We start from the raw sequence: 16,547 nt of genomic DNA on the forward strand, positions 1-16,547 counted from the left end.
AAAATATCCTCTCTTACAGCACCCGCTCCGGGTCGCTTTAACGCTTCTGTCATCTAAACAAAAGGTTCCTTATACCCTTTAATATTTAATAACCATTCAAAAAGGAGCACCTATGAACCAAACAAAAACGATTCTGATTATTTTTATTATCCTGCTGCTGAGTGCAGCAACTTCATGCACCCAAAAAGCAACCGTATTTGAATCACAGGGATGCGGCGCATGTCATAAGCCTTCCGAAGGGGTCGAAAACCCTTCTTTGATCAATATTTCAGAAAGTTACCATGGCATGGAAGACCAGTTGGTACAATATCTAAAAGAAGAGGCTGAACCGGTTATTAATCCGCAAAAAGCCGGGATCATGAAACCATATCTTGAAAAAACAAAAACACTTTCTGATGCAGACCTGAAAAACCTGGCTGATTTCATCATGAGCCACAAACAATGACCGGCTGATTCTCCACGAGCAACATTCTTCACAAAATAATTGAAGAATCAAAAAAAGAAAAAAAACATGATTACAAAAAGAAGCATTTCAGAAAAGGTACGGGGCAAAGGCAGGAAATGATGGCCGACATGCATGCCATGGACAAGGTCCTTGACGAAAAAGTGGCCCGAATGAACGCAGCAACCGGCGAAGAGCGTCTGTCTGCCGTCATCGATGTCATCAATGAGTTTGTGCCTCAGCGCAAAATCATGCGGGAAAAGATGCCGATGATGCAGGAGAATATCGAGGATTCAGTCCCTGCGGAGTGACACCTTGTCCTCACACCACTAGGGACATGTCATCGACTCGGCTGACGCAGTCCCCTCCGTAGCAATGGGATTCGGGGGCAACCTTGCCAGGAACGCAATTCATGGAGCTTCTCATAAAAAAATGGCTTTTAGATCCGGTTGTTGGGAAAATCGTATTTTCTCTTCTGGCTATTTTGTTCACTATTTCCGCGGTACGCCTGGCACAACGGATTTCAGGCCGGTATGTGCAAAACAGTGAACGCCGGTATCGGTTAAAAAAAATTATTGCTTTTTCCGGCTATCTGCTTGTCGTTTTTCTGTTTTCTATTATTTTCAGTGACAAACTGTCCGGTTTAACCGTGGCTTTCGGAGTGGCGGGCGCCGGAATCGCCTTTGCCCTTCAGGAGCTGATCGCAAGTGTTGCCGGATGGGTATCGATGTCTTTTGGTCGTTTCTATAAGATCGGCGACAGGGTTCAGTTAGGCGGAATAACGGGAGATGTCATCGATATCGGAATGTTAAGAACGACGCTTATGGAATGTGGCGGCTGGATTAAAGCCGATCAGTACAATGGCCGAATCGTTCGGGTAGCCAACAGCTTTATTTTCAAGGAACCCGTGTTTAATTATTCTTCCGATTTTCCTTTTCTCTGGGATGAAATTGTGATCCCCGTCAGATACGGCAGTGATTATAGACTTGCCCGCAGCCTGTTTGAAGATATTCTTAACGAGTTAACCGGTGAATATGCCGCACAATCCAAGGCTATCTGGCACCAGATGACGGAACGATACATGATTGAAGATGTTAAAGTGGAACCGGTTGTCACCCTGGTTGCCAATGACAACTGGGTAGAATATACGCTTCGATACATCGTGGACTATAAGAACCGGCGTGTCACAAAAGACAAGATCTTCGAACAATTGCTCAACAGCATTGATGAAACCAAAGGACGGGTCCGGCTGGGTTCCACGACAATTGAACTGACAGCTGCACCAGACCTGGATGTCCGGTTGCTTCAAATTCATGCGCCAGCAACGGACCCGGTTAATAACCGGTGAGCCCAAATATTACAGATAAAATCTGTATAACCCGTCTTTGACCGGTTTTATTTTGAAAGTCTTAAATCAGATTATCAGATGATATTTCCCGCCCATTTCGCAGATCAATTTATAGCAACTTCTGAACGAAAAATGGAGGGGGGTGAGCATATTTTTTTGGGGCATGGCGCTGGCCCTATCGTGGAAGGGGGGGATCAATCATAACGTGAGTGCAATAAAAACATTTTTTCAGAACTGCTCGCATGAAAAACGGGTTATGCGTTTATAGACCTGTTAATTTATTCCTGATGGGTTTGTCTCAACCCAGATCACCAGACGTCTCACGCAGTTTTACAGACCTATGATTACGGCATGCTTATTTTACATAAATTTCGAGAATAACACTCATCAGGACGATAATCCAATGGAGGTAAAAACTATGTCAAAAGCACTATGCATTATAGCAGCAATTGGTATCCTGTTATTGCCCGCTTTCACAAACGCTGAGCCCATTATGGAATATAACGCGGGAGACTGGGAATTCATACTTGCAGGAAGCGGAACGAGTGATAATAGTTTTGATACAACGACTCTTTCTGTCCAGGGCGGTGCAGGATATTTCTACACGGATAATATTGAACTGGGCATCAAGCAGGGAATTTCCATCTCGGATCTCAATGACGGCAGCAGCTGGGGCGCATCTACCCGATTCAGTTTAGACTACAACTTTAATATAAGAAATTTAAAACCATTTATCGGGGTGAATGTCGGGTACCTCTATGGAGATGACGTTAAGGATACCTTTATTGCCGGCCCCGAGGGCGGAATAAAATATGGTCTTAACTCTACAACTTTTATTTATACCCAGGTTGAATACCAGATACTCTTCGAAAATGCCGACGAGATAGATAATCAATTTGATGATGGCCGCTATGTTTATACCATCGGTATGGGCATTAAGTTCTAGCCCAAGCTTAGGGCTCAGCAAGACAAAAGTTGAATGGGCAGAAATTTGACACGGTTGCAAAAATGATCGAATGACTTGATCAGCCTTCCAAGGAATATTTGATTTTCCCTGGAAGGCTGGATTCTATGAACGACTGTTCGGCTTTGAAATTGTTCACTGCATTTAGGCGGCTTGCAATAAGAATTCCACTTTTACGGCTTCGTATGGAAACAAAATGCGCTTATTCTCAGTTCGGTCAAGAATTCCAGCGTTTAACAGTGCAGTAACATCACCGTGAACGGCTTTCACATCACGCCCAACACGACGTGCGATTTCACGGATTGATACGGGGCCTGCTCCGCAAAGAACTTTGATCAACTCCCAACGTTTCGCTGTCAGCACTCGCCAAAGCAATTCAGGGATAGCAAAACTAATCCGCGCTGACTTTTAAGGGGTGTTTGTCGTCCATGCACGTGTAAAGTCTGCCATCGAGTCGGCTGGAGTTTTTACATCAACAATTAAGGTTTTCATTGTTCCACCTCTTTATATCATTCTGGAAGTCAGCGACTAATTGATCCGGTGTAGAAAATGCGTAACTATTTTCTGTGCCTCCGAAATGCCTGTGGTCGCCTTTACCTGATTCCTTGTCGTAGTGCAAAACACATTCCCTACACACAACATACGCAAGCCGGTACTTAAACTCATGTGAAGATCCAATCCGTTTTCAACCAATGCCAATGGCTGCCCAATTATTTGATCCATGTTGAAAAGAATCCACCAGCCCGATTTGTCCCGATCATGCCACATCTGGATGGTTTCATCTTCCGGTGACATTATGGGAAATGTACGCTTTTCCTGCCCTATTTTGTCCGATTCAGCCCATGCTGATTTCGCTCACAAACTGTGCGATCTTCTCTTCGGCAACCGGGGTATTCAGTTGGCTCTCTGAGATGATCATTCGCGCGATGGGCCGCTGCCCGCAAACCGTGGCCATATTTTGCAGTGCCCACTTCCCGCCAATGCCGCCCTGCGTGCAGAAAAACGCTACGCGCTCGAGCGAGGCGCGCTGTTGGCTCAAATACGCACGCACCGGCGAGGATAGTCGGGCAGACCAGACAGGTGTACCTACCACAACCAAATCGTATTCGCTGGGATCATGCCTGGGCGGGGTGATACTACTGCGTAGGCCCAAAAGACCTTCAATTGCTGAGCGAGGGCGTCCCAGACCTGTGTTCCGGTTAAAGGTATCTTCAATGGCTTCAAAATCGGCGTCCTGCGCGGTGGCTATGGCTTCGGCTATCTGCCGGGTGTGGCCGGTCAGTGAATAATATACAACGAGTATGTTTGACAAGTGAAAGACCTCCGCTGCCTAACAGTGCAATAAGCGGAATTTTGTCCGTCATATCACCCTATGGGTGGACAGTATTTCCACTTATTCCTATATTAGTCTTGAAATATGGAAAATTTCCCGGTTTTTTGTCCGCTTATTACATTTCATCTGATTGAATTCGGTATATTTCGGTATGTATGTGACAACATATGGAAAGTCAAAAGAAAAAAAGCCGAAATCGCGTCCCGATTCCAGGCTTAAGCTCATGGATCAGGTTCGAAAAGTGTTGCGGTATCATCATTACGCGTATCGCACCGAGCAGACCTATTGCCAGTGGATACTCCGCTATGTCCATCACTTCTGCGGCAAGACCCATCCGATCCGGCTCGGGACCAGGGATATCGAACGGTTTCTTTCCCATCTCGTAACCGTGGGCAAGGTGTCCGCTTCCACTATCAAATATCGCTTAAATGCATACGATTTATAAAACGATTCTGGACCAAAAAGGTTAGATGTCCGAAAAATACAAATACCATGGCCGGAAGCATTTTCCATTCGCATGAAGCTTTTTTGAAAATGTACAAAATTCCATGGGTATGATAAAAAGCCATAATGGAGACATTAAGGGTAAGGGGATGAGACTTTTAAATCTATCAAACAGACAAAGAAAATTGTAATGGGCAAACTAAATCTTAAAATGTCAGGTCGGGGTCCAGTTTCAAATAAAGCGCTTGCCGCTATAAAAAAGCATATCAACAAGAAAATAATCGACATTTCCGAATTGAGAGACGCAAAGATCCAATCCGAGAACATTGCAAACACAATCATTTCAGAAAAAAAGCTTTCTCAATTGGACCCCCTTCATGGAATTTATACATACGCTCAAAACATGATGTCCGTCTTCATTGAACAAATTGCTGATTTGCCCGCACTTTCAAAGCTTGCAGATGCCTATGCGAATGCTGAAGATATCTACATACCCTCAGGCCCCCCGATGAGTCCGTTGACAAGGTCCTATTTTACCTGCTGGGGATTTTTTGATCTCTGTACCGGAATTAAAAAAGAAACACTTGGAACGGTTATCATAGATGTATGCAGAGCACTGGGCATGGATCAGGGATTGATTACCGTTTTTGAACATATGCAGCAATCGCGAATGGGTGTTTATGTCCATGAGGGTTTCTCGGATGGCTATGTTCAGTTAAGAGAGATTATTACCCACGAACGAATTAATGTTATCGTTCCAAGCGGCTACAAGGGAAAATCCGGTGAGATCTGGTTAACACGAATCATGCCGGAACCGTTTCCGGAATTAAATTTCGGGTACGCTGTTGCTTTTATAAGCCCCTACATCCTTTGCGAAATGGAAAATAATAATTTCATAATTCCGTATGAAGAGAATTGGATATCATTTTTTGAAAGAAATCTGGATAAAACTGGAATAAAAGACAAAAAGCGAGCCTATGAATCCCTGATGAAATACGGCTTGAACAGACATTACTGGAACGAATATATTTTTGAAGGGTATGTGAATTACAGCCCTGAAATGATACTGCTGGCCGGATTTCCGGACACCCCCTTAAGCATGCCCCAATCAAAAGAAAGTTGCGATAAGCGGGGGTATTGACAGGCACCTGGCACGTGTTTCACAGCTTGCCTTCAGAAAAAACTTCTGGTAATAAAATTATCCGTACCGGATTCAATCCGACTGACTGGTTTTATAAAGGACGACCGAAAATTTATTTGAAGAGCCGGGTGTGTTCCATCCCGGACGAATCAAGGATGCACGCATGACAACAATCAAAACACAATCCGATAAGAGCAGGCAAAGCGATATTGTAGCCGAGGCCCGCCGCAACCGGGAACAACTCGAGAAAACCTACCGTGAACGGGCGTTCAAAATTTTCCCCTCGATCTGCGCGCGGTGCGGAAGGGAATTCAGCGGCAAACGGCTTCGGGAGCTTACTGTCCATCACAAGGATCACAATCACGACAACAACCCGCCCGACGGCAGTAACTGGGAATTGCTGTGCCTCTACTGCCACGACAATGAGCACCAGCGGCATGAGGTCGCTGACGCGTATGATACGTCGACCCCGAACCGGAATCAGGAGCCAGCGTCTTCCCACAGGCCGTTTGCGGATCTCGAGGCCCTGCTGAAAGGCAGAAAATAACCGTTCATGATCCGCCTTAATACAAACCGGTGACCCGATGGCGACTGAAAAAGACAATAATTCCAGACTGGTCTACTCGACCGGAAATGGCAGAATATGCCCCGGCTGCGGGATGCCTGTGGCCGGCTGCGTGTGCCGCCGGAAAAACAAAGCGCCGGGTCCCAAAGGCGACGGAATTGTAAGAATCGGGCGGGAAACCAAAGGCCGCAAGGGAAAAGGTGTGACCACAATCACCGGTATTCCCCTGCCCCATGACGGGCTTCTGAAACTGGCAAAACAACTCAAACAAAAATGCGGCACCGGCGGTACCGTCAAAGACGGTGTCATTGAAATCCAGGGCGATCACCGGAGCATGCTGATCGAAGAACTGACCCGGCAAGGTTATACTGTCAAACAGTCTGGAGGGTGAAGGCAGAGGTCAAAAGACTCACGACTCTCGACTCTCGCCCCCTCAGCTATATTCCCGGGTCTTGTGGAAGACGATATCCGGGAAAAGTTCCATGGCGTGGGACAGACGCCATTCACTGGTGGCCAGGAAGGCCAGATGCCCTTCCGCGTCCAGGGCCAGGTTGGTCTGGTTCTGGTCTTTGAACTCATCAAGTTTTTTCCTGTCATCACAGGTAATCCAGCGGGCCGTGGCGTAATCCACCACTTCGTAGACTGCATCCACCCCGTATTCGGCCTTCAGCCGTGCCATCGTCACCTCAAACTGCAGCTGCCCTACCGCCCCCAGAATGTAACTGCTGTCGGAAACGGGCCGGAACATCTGCACTGCCCCCTCTTCGGCCATCTGCACCAGCCCCTTGTTGAGCTGTTTTCCTTTGAGCGGATTTTTGAGCAGCACCCGTCGGAAATGCTCGGGCGCGAAATTGGGAATCCCGGTAAATTTAAGGGGTTCCTTATCCGTAAAGGTATCGCCGATCTTGATGGTACCGTGATTATGGATGCCGATAATATCGCCGGGATAGGCCTCTTCCACGTTTTTCCGGTCCTGGGCCATGAAAATGGTGGCATTGGCAAGGGCTATTTCTTTGCCGAGCCGGTGATGAATGACCTTCATGCCGCGGGTGAATTTACCCGAACAGATCCGAAAAAATGCAATCCGGTCCCGATGGGCCGGATTCATATTGGCCTGAATTTTGAAGGTAAAACCTGAAAAGGTTTCTTCCTCCGGAAAAACCAGACGGGTGACCGTAGCACGGGGGCCGGGCGCCGGCGCCAGTTCGACAAAAGAATCCAGCAGCTCCCTGACACCGAAATTATTGATGGCGCTTCCGAAAAACACCGGGGTCTGATTTGCCTTCAAATATTCATTATAATCAAATGGATTGCTTGCCCCTTCGAGCAGTTCGATATCCTCCCGGAGGGTGTTCGCCTGGCGGCCCAGCAATTCGTCCAGAACAGGATCGGAAAGATCGCTGACGACAATGCCGTCCTGCGTCCGGGTATCCTGTCCCGGTGTGAAAAGATGCAACTGGCTCCGATAAATATTGTAAACGCCCTTAAAGCTTTTGCCCATCCCGATGGGCCAGGAAAGCGGCGAGCACTCGATCTGCAGTTTTTCCTCAATGTCCGCAAGGATATCCATCGGATCGGTCCCTTCCCGGTCAAGCTTGTTGATAAAGGTAATAACCGGCGTGTTGCGCATCCGGCACACCTCCATCAGTTTCTCGGTCTGGGCCTCCACGCCCTTGGCGCAGTCGATCACCATTAAAGCGCTGTCCACTGCTGTCAGCACCCGGTATGTATCCTCTGAAAAATCCTGGTGACCGGGTGTATCGAGCAGATTGATATCAAAATCCCGGTAATTGAACTTCATCACCGAGGTCGTGACCGAAATTCCACGCTCCTTTTCAATGGACATCCAGTCGCTGACCGCATGATTGGCCGCTTTTCTGGATTTTACCGCTCCGGCCATCTGAATGGCCCCGCCAAACAACAGCAATTTTTCGGTAAGCGTGGTCTTTCCCGCATCCGGGTGACTGATAATGCCAAATGTCCGGCGTTGTTTGATTTCTTTCTCAAGTGTCCTGCCCATATAATTCTTTTTTCCCCTGTTATCTCAAGACGTAAAAAAACGGGCGTAAGAACCGGCCCGTGTAACCTGACTATAATAAACAAAACATACCGGATTGTCCAGTTCTTACAAATATTTCGTTATGAAAATTCATTTTTTCAGTTTCATCCTGTCCGGATAACAGGCCTTCAACATAGTTGACAATACCGGGCAGCTATCTTATTAAAACGATGATTTTCTAATTCCAGGCAGCCGCTTTTCACAGGGTATCCGGTTTCAAGTGCCAGCTGCCGTGCATTTGACGTATTATCCAATTCGGAGTCTTCGTGCCCGATCAGAAAGGAGAAATCTTTTGGTAAAATTAGAAACCAGCATGGGTGACATTGTGATAGAACTTTATGAGGACAAAGCGCCCAAAACCGTAGCCAATTTTCTGAACTACGTGAAAGAAGGCCACTATGACGGCACCATCTTTCATCGGGTTATCAACGGCTTCATGATCCAGGGAGGCGGTCTTACCAGTGACATGAAGGAAAAATCCCACGGGGAACCCATTGAAAACGAAGCCGACAACGGGCTTAAAAATGAAGCCTACACCGTTGCCATGGCCCGCACCATGATTCCCCACAGTGCCACCGCCCAGTTTTTCATCAACGTAAAAAGCAATACGTTCCTGGATCACACCGCCAAAACCGATCAGGGGTGGGGTTATGCGGTTTTTGGAAAGGTGGTCAAGGGCCATGGTATCGTCAACAAGATCAAGGCCGTTCCCACCGGAAAATCCGGTATGCACGACGATGTGCCCAAGGAACCTGTGACGATCATCAAGGCCGAAGTGGTAGAAGAATAAACATATGGGCTGACGGGGTCAATGCAACGTGCCCCCGTCAGCCATCCAGGCTATTGAAAAAAACTGATTCTCTGGTAGTTGAAGAACCAACGGAATTTTTTTATGATATCGATATTCATTGAAGAACATCCCGATTTTTAAACGCCCTTTACGTCACACCTGAAGACCGCCTGAATCGAAAGCAATTAAGCACATACGCACGGTTCAATCCGAATATCAAAAGCTTTATTGTTAAATGATTATATGTTAACAGACAATATGATATTGCAGGGCCATCCGCAGAAATTGAAAAAAATAGCCATTTCCGGATGGTCGCTCATTATGATGGACACACTGTGGCAGAAAATTTATCGTTTTTAAAACGATTTATATATAACCAGCAGAGGAATTATCCCATGAGTAACGATTCAAAAAAAATTATTTATTCAATGATAAACGTCAGCAAGTTTTACCAGAGCAAACCCGTATTAAAAGATATATCCCTTTCCTTTTTTTATGGTGCCAAGATCGGTGTCCTTGGGCTGAACGGTTCGGGGAAAAGTTCCCTTTTGCGCATTATGGCAGGTGTCGACCCGGAATATAACGGGGAAGTTATCCTGTCGCAGGGATACTCCATCGGATTTCTCGAACAGGAGCCTGCCCTTGATGCAGATAAAACGGTCAAAGCGGTTGTTCAGGAGGGCCTGCAGGCAATAGTTGATCTTGTTGCCGAATACAACGAAATCAGTGAAAAATTTGCCGAGCCCATGTCCGATGAAAAAATGGACCAACTGATTGAGCGTCAGGGCAAATTACAGGAAAAAATCGATCATCTGGATGCCTGGGACATTGATTCACGACTGGAAATGGCCATGGATGCACTGCGCTGTCCTCCGGGAGACACGCCCATCCGCGTTCTTTCCGGTGGCGAAAAACGACGTGTGGCACTTTGCAGGCTGTTGTTGCAGAAACCGGAGATTCTGCTCCTGGATGAACCGACAAATCATCTGGATGCTGAATCTGTCGCATGGCTTGAACATCATCTTCAGGCGTATGAAGGCACAGTGATTGCCGTAACGCACGATCGGTATTTCCTGGACAACCTGGCGGGCTGGATTTTAGAACTCCATAAAGGCGAAGGCATCCCGTGGAAAGGAAATTATTCTTCCTGGCTTGAACAGAAACAGACGCGGCTTAAACAGGAGGAGAAAAAAGAGACCGAGCGGCAAAGAACCCTGCAGCGGGAATTGGAATGGATACGCATGTCCCCTAAAGGCCGCCAGACAAAAGCAAAAGCGCGTATCAATGCATACGAATCGCTCCTGGACCAGAATGCTGAAAAACAGGAAACAGAGCTTGAAATCTATATCCCGCCCGGACCCCGACTCGGAAAAATTGTCATCGAAGCGGAAAATGTGAGCAAAGCCTTTGGCGACCGGCTCCTGTTTGAAGGCATGTCGTTTGCCCTGCCCGCAGGCGGTATTGTGGGGATCATCGGACCGAATGGCGCGGGCAAAACCACGCTTTTCAAGCTGATAACCGGCCTGGAAAAACCCGATTCCGGCAGCATTAAAATCGGAGATACGGTCAAACTCGCTTATGTGGATCAGGAACGCGATACCCTTGAGCCTGAAAAGACCATATGGGAGGTAATTTCCGGCGGCAAAGACATAATGGAGTTAGGAAAACGGGAAGTAAATTCACGCGCCTATGTGGCCCGGTTTAATTTCCCCGGATCCAGTCAGCAGAAAAAGACAGGGATACTTTCAGGCGGCGAGCGCAATCGCGTCCATCTTGCCTGCATTCTCAAGCAGGGCGCCAATGTGCTGCTTCTGGATGAGCCTACCAATGATCTGGATGTCAATACCATGCGTGCCCTGGAAGAAGCCCTTGAGAATTTTTGCGGCTGCGCGGTAGTGATCAGTCACGATCGATGGTTTCTCGACCGCATCGCCACCCATATTCTTGCGTTTGAAGGAGACGGTACCGTCAACTGGTTTGAAGGCAATTATTCAGACTATGAGGCAGACAGAAAAAAACGACTCGGCAAAGCCGCCGATCAGCCCCACCGGATCAAATACAGGCAACTGACCCGAGGATAAAGCCGGGGGTAAAAAGCGCGCAACCCTCCGCAGGGGCGGGCCCCCGTGCCCGCCCTTTTCTTTCATGTTCCAAACGGCTGATGTATTCCGTAAGGGGTTCATCTGGCCGAAAACGCAACCCCCTTGAATAACAACCTTCTCGAAGGCACCTGCCTGTCATTTTCATCACTGTTCATCTGCCTGTTACAATTCTTTTACACTCAAAAAAGACAATTCGTCCCTTTTACAGTTGAATTCTATTTACTCACCAGTATAAAGAAATACATCTGTGTACCAAGTCCTTATTTTTTTAAAAAAAGGGTCCGAGTAGTCGTATTACGGTTGTGGTTGCCCGATCACGTATCGGGATTTTTTTTATGCATTATTATGATGAGGGAAAGATGAAATTCAGCAAGTCAATGGTCAGTAAAAAAAAATGGTTACCGGTAATCCTGTGCGTCTTTTTTATGTCCGCATTGTCCGCTCCCTGTTTTGGCGCCGGCTATGGAATTTATGAATGGGGAACCAGGGGCAATGCGCTTGGCGGCGCATTGATCGGCCGCGCGGATGATCCGTCGGCACTGGCTTACAATCCCGCCGGAATCACGCAGCTGCCCGGCATACAGACCATGGCGGGGATGACAGTGATTACCCCCACCATCGATATCAACTTCGAAAACAGCGCAAACGGGATCAACGGCGAGGCAACAGACAATACCTGGCTCATTCCCAACGCGTACTATACTCACCAGCTCAACGATACATACTGGCTCGGTTTTGGAGTTTTTTCCCGGGCCGGGCTCGGAACTGAATTCGAGAACGAAGAAGAGTATGCCGGCCGGTACAACTGCACCTACGCCGGGGTCAAATCATTATCGTTCAACCCGAACCTGGCCGTAAAGCTGACCGACCATCTGTCCTTTGCCGCCGGGGTAGAGGCCGACTGGCTCGACTTTTCCTATGACAAATTCACAAACGCAACTGGCGACGATGTAAAAATCGAGGTTCGGGCTGACGGCTGGAATTACGGTTATAATTTTGCCCTGCATTACAAGCCCTCTGAACGGCTCGCTTTCGGAGCATCCTTCCGCAGTGAGATTGCGCTCACCGTCGATGGAGACGCGGATTATACAGCGATGGCCGGCGCTTCACCCTTAACGGAAGCCTGGGTATCAGCGCTGAAGAGCAATACGGGGGTTGGCGGCACCGAACCCATTCCCCAGCTTGTTTCGCTCGGTGTCATGTTTTCCCCCGTTGACCGGCTGACGGTTGAAGTGGACGCGGTTCACACCAAATGGAGCGCCTATAACCAGCTCACATTTGAATTTGAAAACCGTCTCGGCAGCAGAACCAGCATTAAAGGATGGGAGGATACGTGGCGGTTCCAGGTCGGGCTCGAGTACGCGCTTTTTGACTGGCTGGATCTGCAGGCCGGCTACGTCAATGACGAATCCCCTATCCCCGATGAATATGTAGATTACGCGGTCCCGGCCAACGATCGGCAGATATATACCGTGGGAGCCAGTTTTCACCGAAACCAGTGGACCTATGACATTTCCTGTGCCTACCTGACCGTAAAGGATCGGTATATCACCGGCCGGACCTGGGATAATGATAACGTCTATGATGCAACATTTGAAAACGGCGGATCGAAAATGATCGGAGTCAGTGCATCCTGTGCGTTCTGATATATTTCTGAAAAGCCAGAGCAACACCCGCATAAACGCATCCACATATTTCGATATCAGGGGCAGGCATTTATGACCGTCGTAGATTACAGCAGTCATAAATGCCTGCTTTCCGGTTGCGCAATACTGTTTCAACCGATTTTACTTCACCATTCTCATTCAGTTGACATAAAATCGGCTCCGTTCCGGACGGTGTGCCTTTTCAGCCAATCCTGACATATGATATAGAACTGACAAACTGCGAATCAGACTGAACCCGTCTGCCGTATACCTGCCCTGGGCGCCCGGATCATCGGAGAAGTCACTCCCGGTCGCGTCGCCACGGTACGGAAGGCAACCGCGACTGTTGAAAAAGTGTTGTCTGATTCAGGAGCGTTTCAGTACCTGGCGATCCTGCACGAGGACCGGGTTACCGGAATGAAAAACGGCAAACGGGACTTCGGATTACAACAGATCGAACTGAGATGCCGGGCCAGTAAAGACGCACGACGGCAACGCCAACCCGACTCCCGTTCGAAACGCTGGAACGGTTATCCGGCCGACTGACAGTCGAGGTAACGGGCGTTGTCAGTGTCACCGACACTATCAGCCGGAAATAGACTTTTCCATTTAATCACTGTAAAAACTGATATATTTTCTCAGGCATCTTGAATTTAAGGCGATTAAACGATAAAGTGGCGCTGAAAATTTGGAATCCGTTTATCCGGTTACAGTGGCAATATCCGGATAAACGGACAACGGAAATAGATGACTAAAGACTGTTTTGGTGATATGGGAATCTGCTCCAAACCGGCTTGTTCCTCTACCTGCCGTTATCATCTTCAACATATTTCATACAATACGTACAACCCACTTACTTTAAAGAAAGAGAGACAGCATGAAACCCATATCTGAAAACCAGATTGACCAGACCCTGGATGAACTTGACGAATTCACGGAAGAAATAGCCAGCGAAAAGCTGGCGGAAATAGCCAATGTGCAGCCGGAGCTTCTTTCGTTTGTAGTCGAATTTACCGAAGAAATGTCCCCTGATGTACAGGAGCTGTCCTTTTACATGTTTTTTGTCATATACAGGACTTTTCAGGCGGCCTATGGAAAAAATATCGAGGAAATTTCACTTGATGAAATCATCGAGGTGCATGAAAAAAACGAAGCCCTTATGGATAAACTGGAGGGGACCCATGAAAAATTCATCGAAAGGATAGCAGAAACTCAGCTGATGCAACAGCCCCATTTAATGAGCTATGTGGTGGAAGCACTGGTTGAAGAGTCAGAAGATGAAGAACTGGAACCCTTGTCAGAGGAAGAATCAGGAATTCTTTTTCTCCTCTCGAAAATTGTCATTGAAGTGCTTGATCGGAAAACTGAGGAATAATTGAAAAAATCGGGGGCAGAACAAATCAGCGCCCCGCGGGCTGACTGAGGAGCGCTATCGCTGGAGGAGCACTTCGTTTAAGGCAAAAGGTCTTTATCTTAGAATAGCTTAAAGAAAGAGAAACTTACGCCCCTCAAGCATAGCGTTGCTCAGTCTGCAACCTGCCGGTAAAATTAATCGAACTTGCAAATAATCGCCGCATCCGCCTTGATATTCTGTGCTTCCGAAATCGCCGGAATGCTGAAGATTAAAATAAAGCATAAAAACATAATTTTTTCATCGTTGATCCTTTCATTTCAATTTGTATTTGACATCTTCATTCACTATATCCTAATTTTATGATAACGGCAGACATAAAATCCGCCCTGCTTTAAACAGACACTGTATGCATCGATAGATGCGTCATCACCCGCAATCAGCTGAATCAACAAAAAATGTCATCATTTCCCGTCTTCATCGAATTTCAGACGACTGGCAATCTCGGCGACAGATATTTGTCCGATTATCTGCCCCGACGTTGCATAAGCAAATGCTGAAAAACAGAATACACTTATAGTTCCCGGCAGATTCTGCAAAGATCCCTCAGATTCTTGAAGCCGGACGGCTCTGTCGAGGCTGCAGTTTAACAGCGCCGGGCTTGCCGGACCGTTTACGGCATCCGCCAGTATCTCGCTGATTGATTACAGGATGAGGAATCAATAGGCGGGATTGTCGGGTTGCCCGGGGGGTAAAAAGGGAGGCAAAAAACAGGTTTTCAACGATTTGAAGGGGCATAATGATGAAAAAATACCGTGTTGCCGGCATGTTGACAGGATTTATCATTTTACTGAACCTGATCGGATGCCAGGATACCGATATCTCACAGAAAGACGAGAGGGGGCAAATGTCTGATAAATCAAACACAATCTCAATAGCCACTGTTGCAGGCGGCTGTTTCTGGTGCGTGGAAGCTGATTTTGAAAAAATTCCCGGAGTCGTGAAGGTCATATCCGGCTATACCGGCGGACAGAAGGAACGACCGACGTATGAGGAAGTATCTGCCGGAACCTCCGGTCATGTCGAGGCTGTTCAGATCTATTATGATCCTTCCCGAATCAGCTACCGGCAATTGATGGACGCCTTCTGGCAGCATGTGGACCCCACGGATCCCGACGGCCAGTTTGCGGATCGCGGTCCCCAGTACCGGAGCATGATTTTTTATCACGATGATGAACAGAAAAAAATTGCCGAATCGAGCAGACAGGCCCTTGCCGAATCCGGCCGTTTTGACCGGCCGATTGTTACCGAAATTGTCAGGTTTACAAAGTTCTACGAAGCCGAGGATTACCATCAGAATTATTATAATGTCCATGGAATACGCTATAAATATTACCGATACGGTTCGGGACGGGATCAGTTCCTGAAAAAAATATGGGCAAATGACGGGGCAAACCAGATCCCGGCAAAGGAAAGCCGCTACTCGAAACCTGATGAGGAGACATTGAAAAAACGCCTCTCCCCGCTGCAGTATGAGGTCACACAGAATGGGGGCACCGAACCGGCGTTTCAAAACAAATACTGGGGCCATAAACGGGATGGCATCTATGTTGACATTGTTTCCGGAGAACCCCTTTTCAGCTCTCTGGATAAATATGATTCGGAAACCGGGTGGCCCAGTTTCACTCAACCGCTGGAGGCCGATCATATTGTGGAGAAGGCAGACTGGAGACTGTTTATGGCGCGAACCGAAGTGAGGAGCCGATATGGCGATTCACACCTCGGCCACGTGTTTCCGGACGGCCCGCCGCCAACAGGCCTGAGATACTGCATCAATTCAGCCGCATTACGATTCATCCCCAGAGAAGATCTGGAAAAAGAGGGGTTCGGGCAGTATACAAGCCTTTTTAAGTAGAATAAATACGTGCAGCTAAAAGACTTATTTTAATTGCTTTCCGGTGGCATAAGTCAAAACCGCTTGCGATAAATACATTCTCATGTTAAGTAAGACAGCGTTATCTTTAAAGCAACAGATTCCGAGATTCTGATCTCGCGTATTTTTTAAGGTGCAGTCGTTTATAGCCTTCTTTTGATCCAGTCAAGCCGAAAGCAAAATAGCAGTTTTCACGCGAATCGCAGAGCCGCAAAAAAATATCTGAAATCTTTTCGGCTCTGCATGAAATGAATTTCGGGCTTGATCATAACTGCGGCCATATTTTGCCGTGCGCAGCCGCTGAGTCCCGCCCGTTGCCGGCGTACGACATGGCGCGATCCGGGGAAAAGATGTCGGGGCCATGAAGCGTTAAAAAGCGCAAACTGTTTGAGGCTTGCCGAGTTTTTGCGCTTTAGCTTCATGGGCCCG

Annotated in this window: 16 protein-coding genes; 14 read left to right on the plus strand and 2 right to left on the minus strand. The window is 47.6% G+C overall.

What is annotated here, in order from left to right; translation table 11 throughout:
* The first annotated feature begins 112 nt into the window (after nucleotides 1–112).
* From PHQ97_09425 to PHQ97_09440, 4 genes are all read left to right on the plus strand, one after another.
* Nucleotides 113–445, plus strand: a complete 333-nt coding sequence (locus tag PHQ97_09425) for a c-type cytochrome (protein ID MDD4392950.1) — start codon at nucleotides 113–115, stop codon at nucleotides 443–445.
* Between the two features lie 116 nt (nucleotides 446–561).
* Nucleotides 562–753 carry a hypothetical protein gene (locus PHQ97_09430; protein ID MDD4392951.1) on the plus strand — a complete coding sequence of 64 codons (192 nt, stop codon included), beginning with the start codon at nucleotides 562–564 and terminating at the stop codon, nucleotides 751–753.
* 101 nt (nucleotides 754–854) lie between these two features.
* A complete protein-coding gene (locus tag PHQ97_09435; protein MDD4392952.1) occupies nucleotides 855–1,790 on the plus strand; it encodes a mechanosensitive ion channel in 936 nt (311 codons plus the stop codon).
* Nucleotides 1,791–2,193: 403 nt separating this feature from the next.
* A complete protein-coding gene (locus PHQ97_09440) occupies nucleotides 2,194–2,736 on the plus strand; it encodes a hypothetical protein (protein MDD4392953.1) in 543 nt (180 codons plus the stop codon).
* A gap of 853 nt (nucleotides 2,737–3,589) precedes the next feature.
* On the opposite strand, the gene PHQ97_09445 is transcribed toward PHQ97_09440, so the two are convergent.
* Nucleotides 3,590–4,066 carry a flavodoxin family protein gene (locus PHQ97_09445; protein MDD4392954.1) on the minus strand — a complete coding sequence of 159 codons (477 nt, stop codon included), beginning with the start codon at nucleotides 4,064–4,066 and terminating at the stop codon, nucleotides 3,590–3,592.
* 172 nt (nucleotides 4,067–4,238) lie between these two features.
* Between PHQ97_09445 and PHQ97_09450 the strand changes: the two genes are divergently transcribed.
* From PHQ97_09450 to PHQ97_09465, 4 genes are all read left to right on the plus strand, one after another.
* Complete coding sequence (locus tag PHQ97_09450) at nucleotides 4,239–4,532, plus strand: site-specific integrase (protein MDD4392955.1); 294 nt, start codon at nucleotides 4,239–4,241, stop codon at nucleotides 4,530–4,532.
* Nucleotides 4,533–4,721: 189 nt separating this feature from the next.
* Nucleotides 4,722–5,672, plus strand: coding sequence for a hypothetical protein (locus tag PHQ97_09455; GenBank protein MDD4392956.1), 951 nt, complete (start codon nucleotides 4,722–4,724; stop codon nucleotides 5,670–5,672).
* A gap of 163 nt (nucleotides 5,673–5,835) precedes the next feature.
* A complete protein-coding gene (locus PHQ97_09460) occupies nucleotides 5,836–6,219 on the plus strand; it encodes a YajD family HNH nuclease (protein MDD4392957.1) in 384 nt (127 codons plus the stop codon).
* A 37-nt stretch (nucleotides 6,220–6,256) separates the two neighbouring features.
* Nucleotides 6,257–6,628: a translation initiation factor Sui1 gene (locus tag PHQ97_09465; GenBank protein MDD4392958.1), complete on the plus strand. Its 372-nt coding sequence runs from the start codon at nucleotides 6,257–6,259 to the stop codon at nucleotides 6,626–6,628.
* A gap of 42 nt (nucleotides 6,629–6,670) precedes the next feature.
* Here PHQ97_09465 and PHQ97_09470 read toward each other — a convergent pair whose 3' ends face one another.
* Complete coding sequence (locus PHQ97_09470; GenBank protein ID MDD4392959.1) at nucleotides 6,671–8,257, minus strand: peptide chain release factor 3; 1,587 nt, start codon at nucleotides 8,255–8,257, stop codon at nucleotides 6,671–6,673.
* Nucleotides 8,258–8,588: 331 nt separating this feature from the next.
* On the opposite strand from PHQ97_09470, the gene PHQ97_09475 reads away from it, so the two are divergent.
* The 6 genes from PHQ97_09475 to msrB all read left to right on the plus strand — a co-directional run bounded on the left by PHQ97_09475 (nucleotide 8,589) and on the right by msrB (nucleotide 16,100).
* The gene (locus PHQ97_09475; GenBank protein ID MDD4392960.1) at nucleotides 8,589–9,086 is read left to right on the plus strand and encodes a peptidylprolyl isomerase; all 498 of its coding nucleotides are present in this window, start codon (nucleotides 8,589–8,591) and stop codon (nucleotides 9,084–9,086) included.
* A 395-nt stretch (nucleotides 9,087–9,481) separates the two neighbouring features.
* On the plus strand, nucleotides 9,482–11,167 hold the full coding sequence (ettA, locus tag PHQ97_09480; GenBank protein MDD4392961.1) for an energy-dependent translational throttle protein EttA: 1,686 nt from the start codon (nucleotides 9,482–9,484) through the stop codon (nucleotides 11,165–11,167).
* 356 nt (nucleotides 11,168–11,523) lie between these two features.
* Entirely contained in the window at nucleotides 11,524–12,834 is a 1,311-nt protein-coding gene (locus tag PHQ97_09485; GenBank protein ID MDD4392962.1) for an outer membrane protein transport protein, read from the plus strand.
* Nucleotides 12,835–13,191: 357 nt separating this feature from the next.
* Nucleotides 13,192–13,380, plus strand: a complete 189-nt coding sequence (locus PHQ97_09490) for a hypothetical protein (protein MDD4392963.1) — start codon at nucleotides 13,192–13,194, stop codon at nucleotides 13,378–13,380.
* A 331-nt stretch (nucleotides 13,381–13,711) separates the two neighbouring features.
* A complete protein-coding gene (locus tag PHQ97_09495; protein MDD4392964.1) occupies nucleotides 13,712–14,209 on the plus strand; it encodes a hypothetical protein in 498 nt (165 codons plus the stop codon).
* A 775-nt stretch (nucleotides 14,210–14,984) separates the two neighbouring features.
* Complete coding sequence (gene msrB / locus PHQ97_09500; GenBank protein MDD4392965.1) at nucleotides 14,985–16,100, plus strand: peptide-methionine (R)-S-oxide reductase MsrB; 1,116 nt, start codon at nucleotides 14,985–14,987, stop codon at nucleotides 16,098–16,100.
* Nucleotides 16,101–16,547 lie beyond the last annotated feature (447 nt).

The sequence above is a fragment of the Desulfobacterales bacterium genome, from assembly GCA_028704555.1.
Classification (GTDB): domain Bacteria; phylum Desulfobacterota; class Desulfobacteria; order Desulfobacterales; family JAQWFD01; genus JAQWFD01.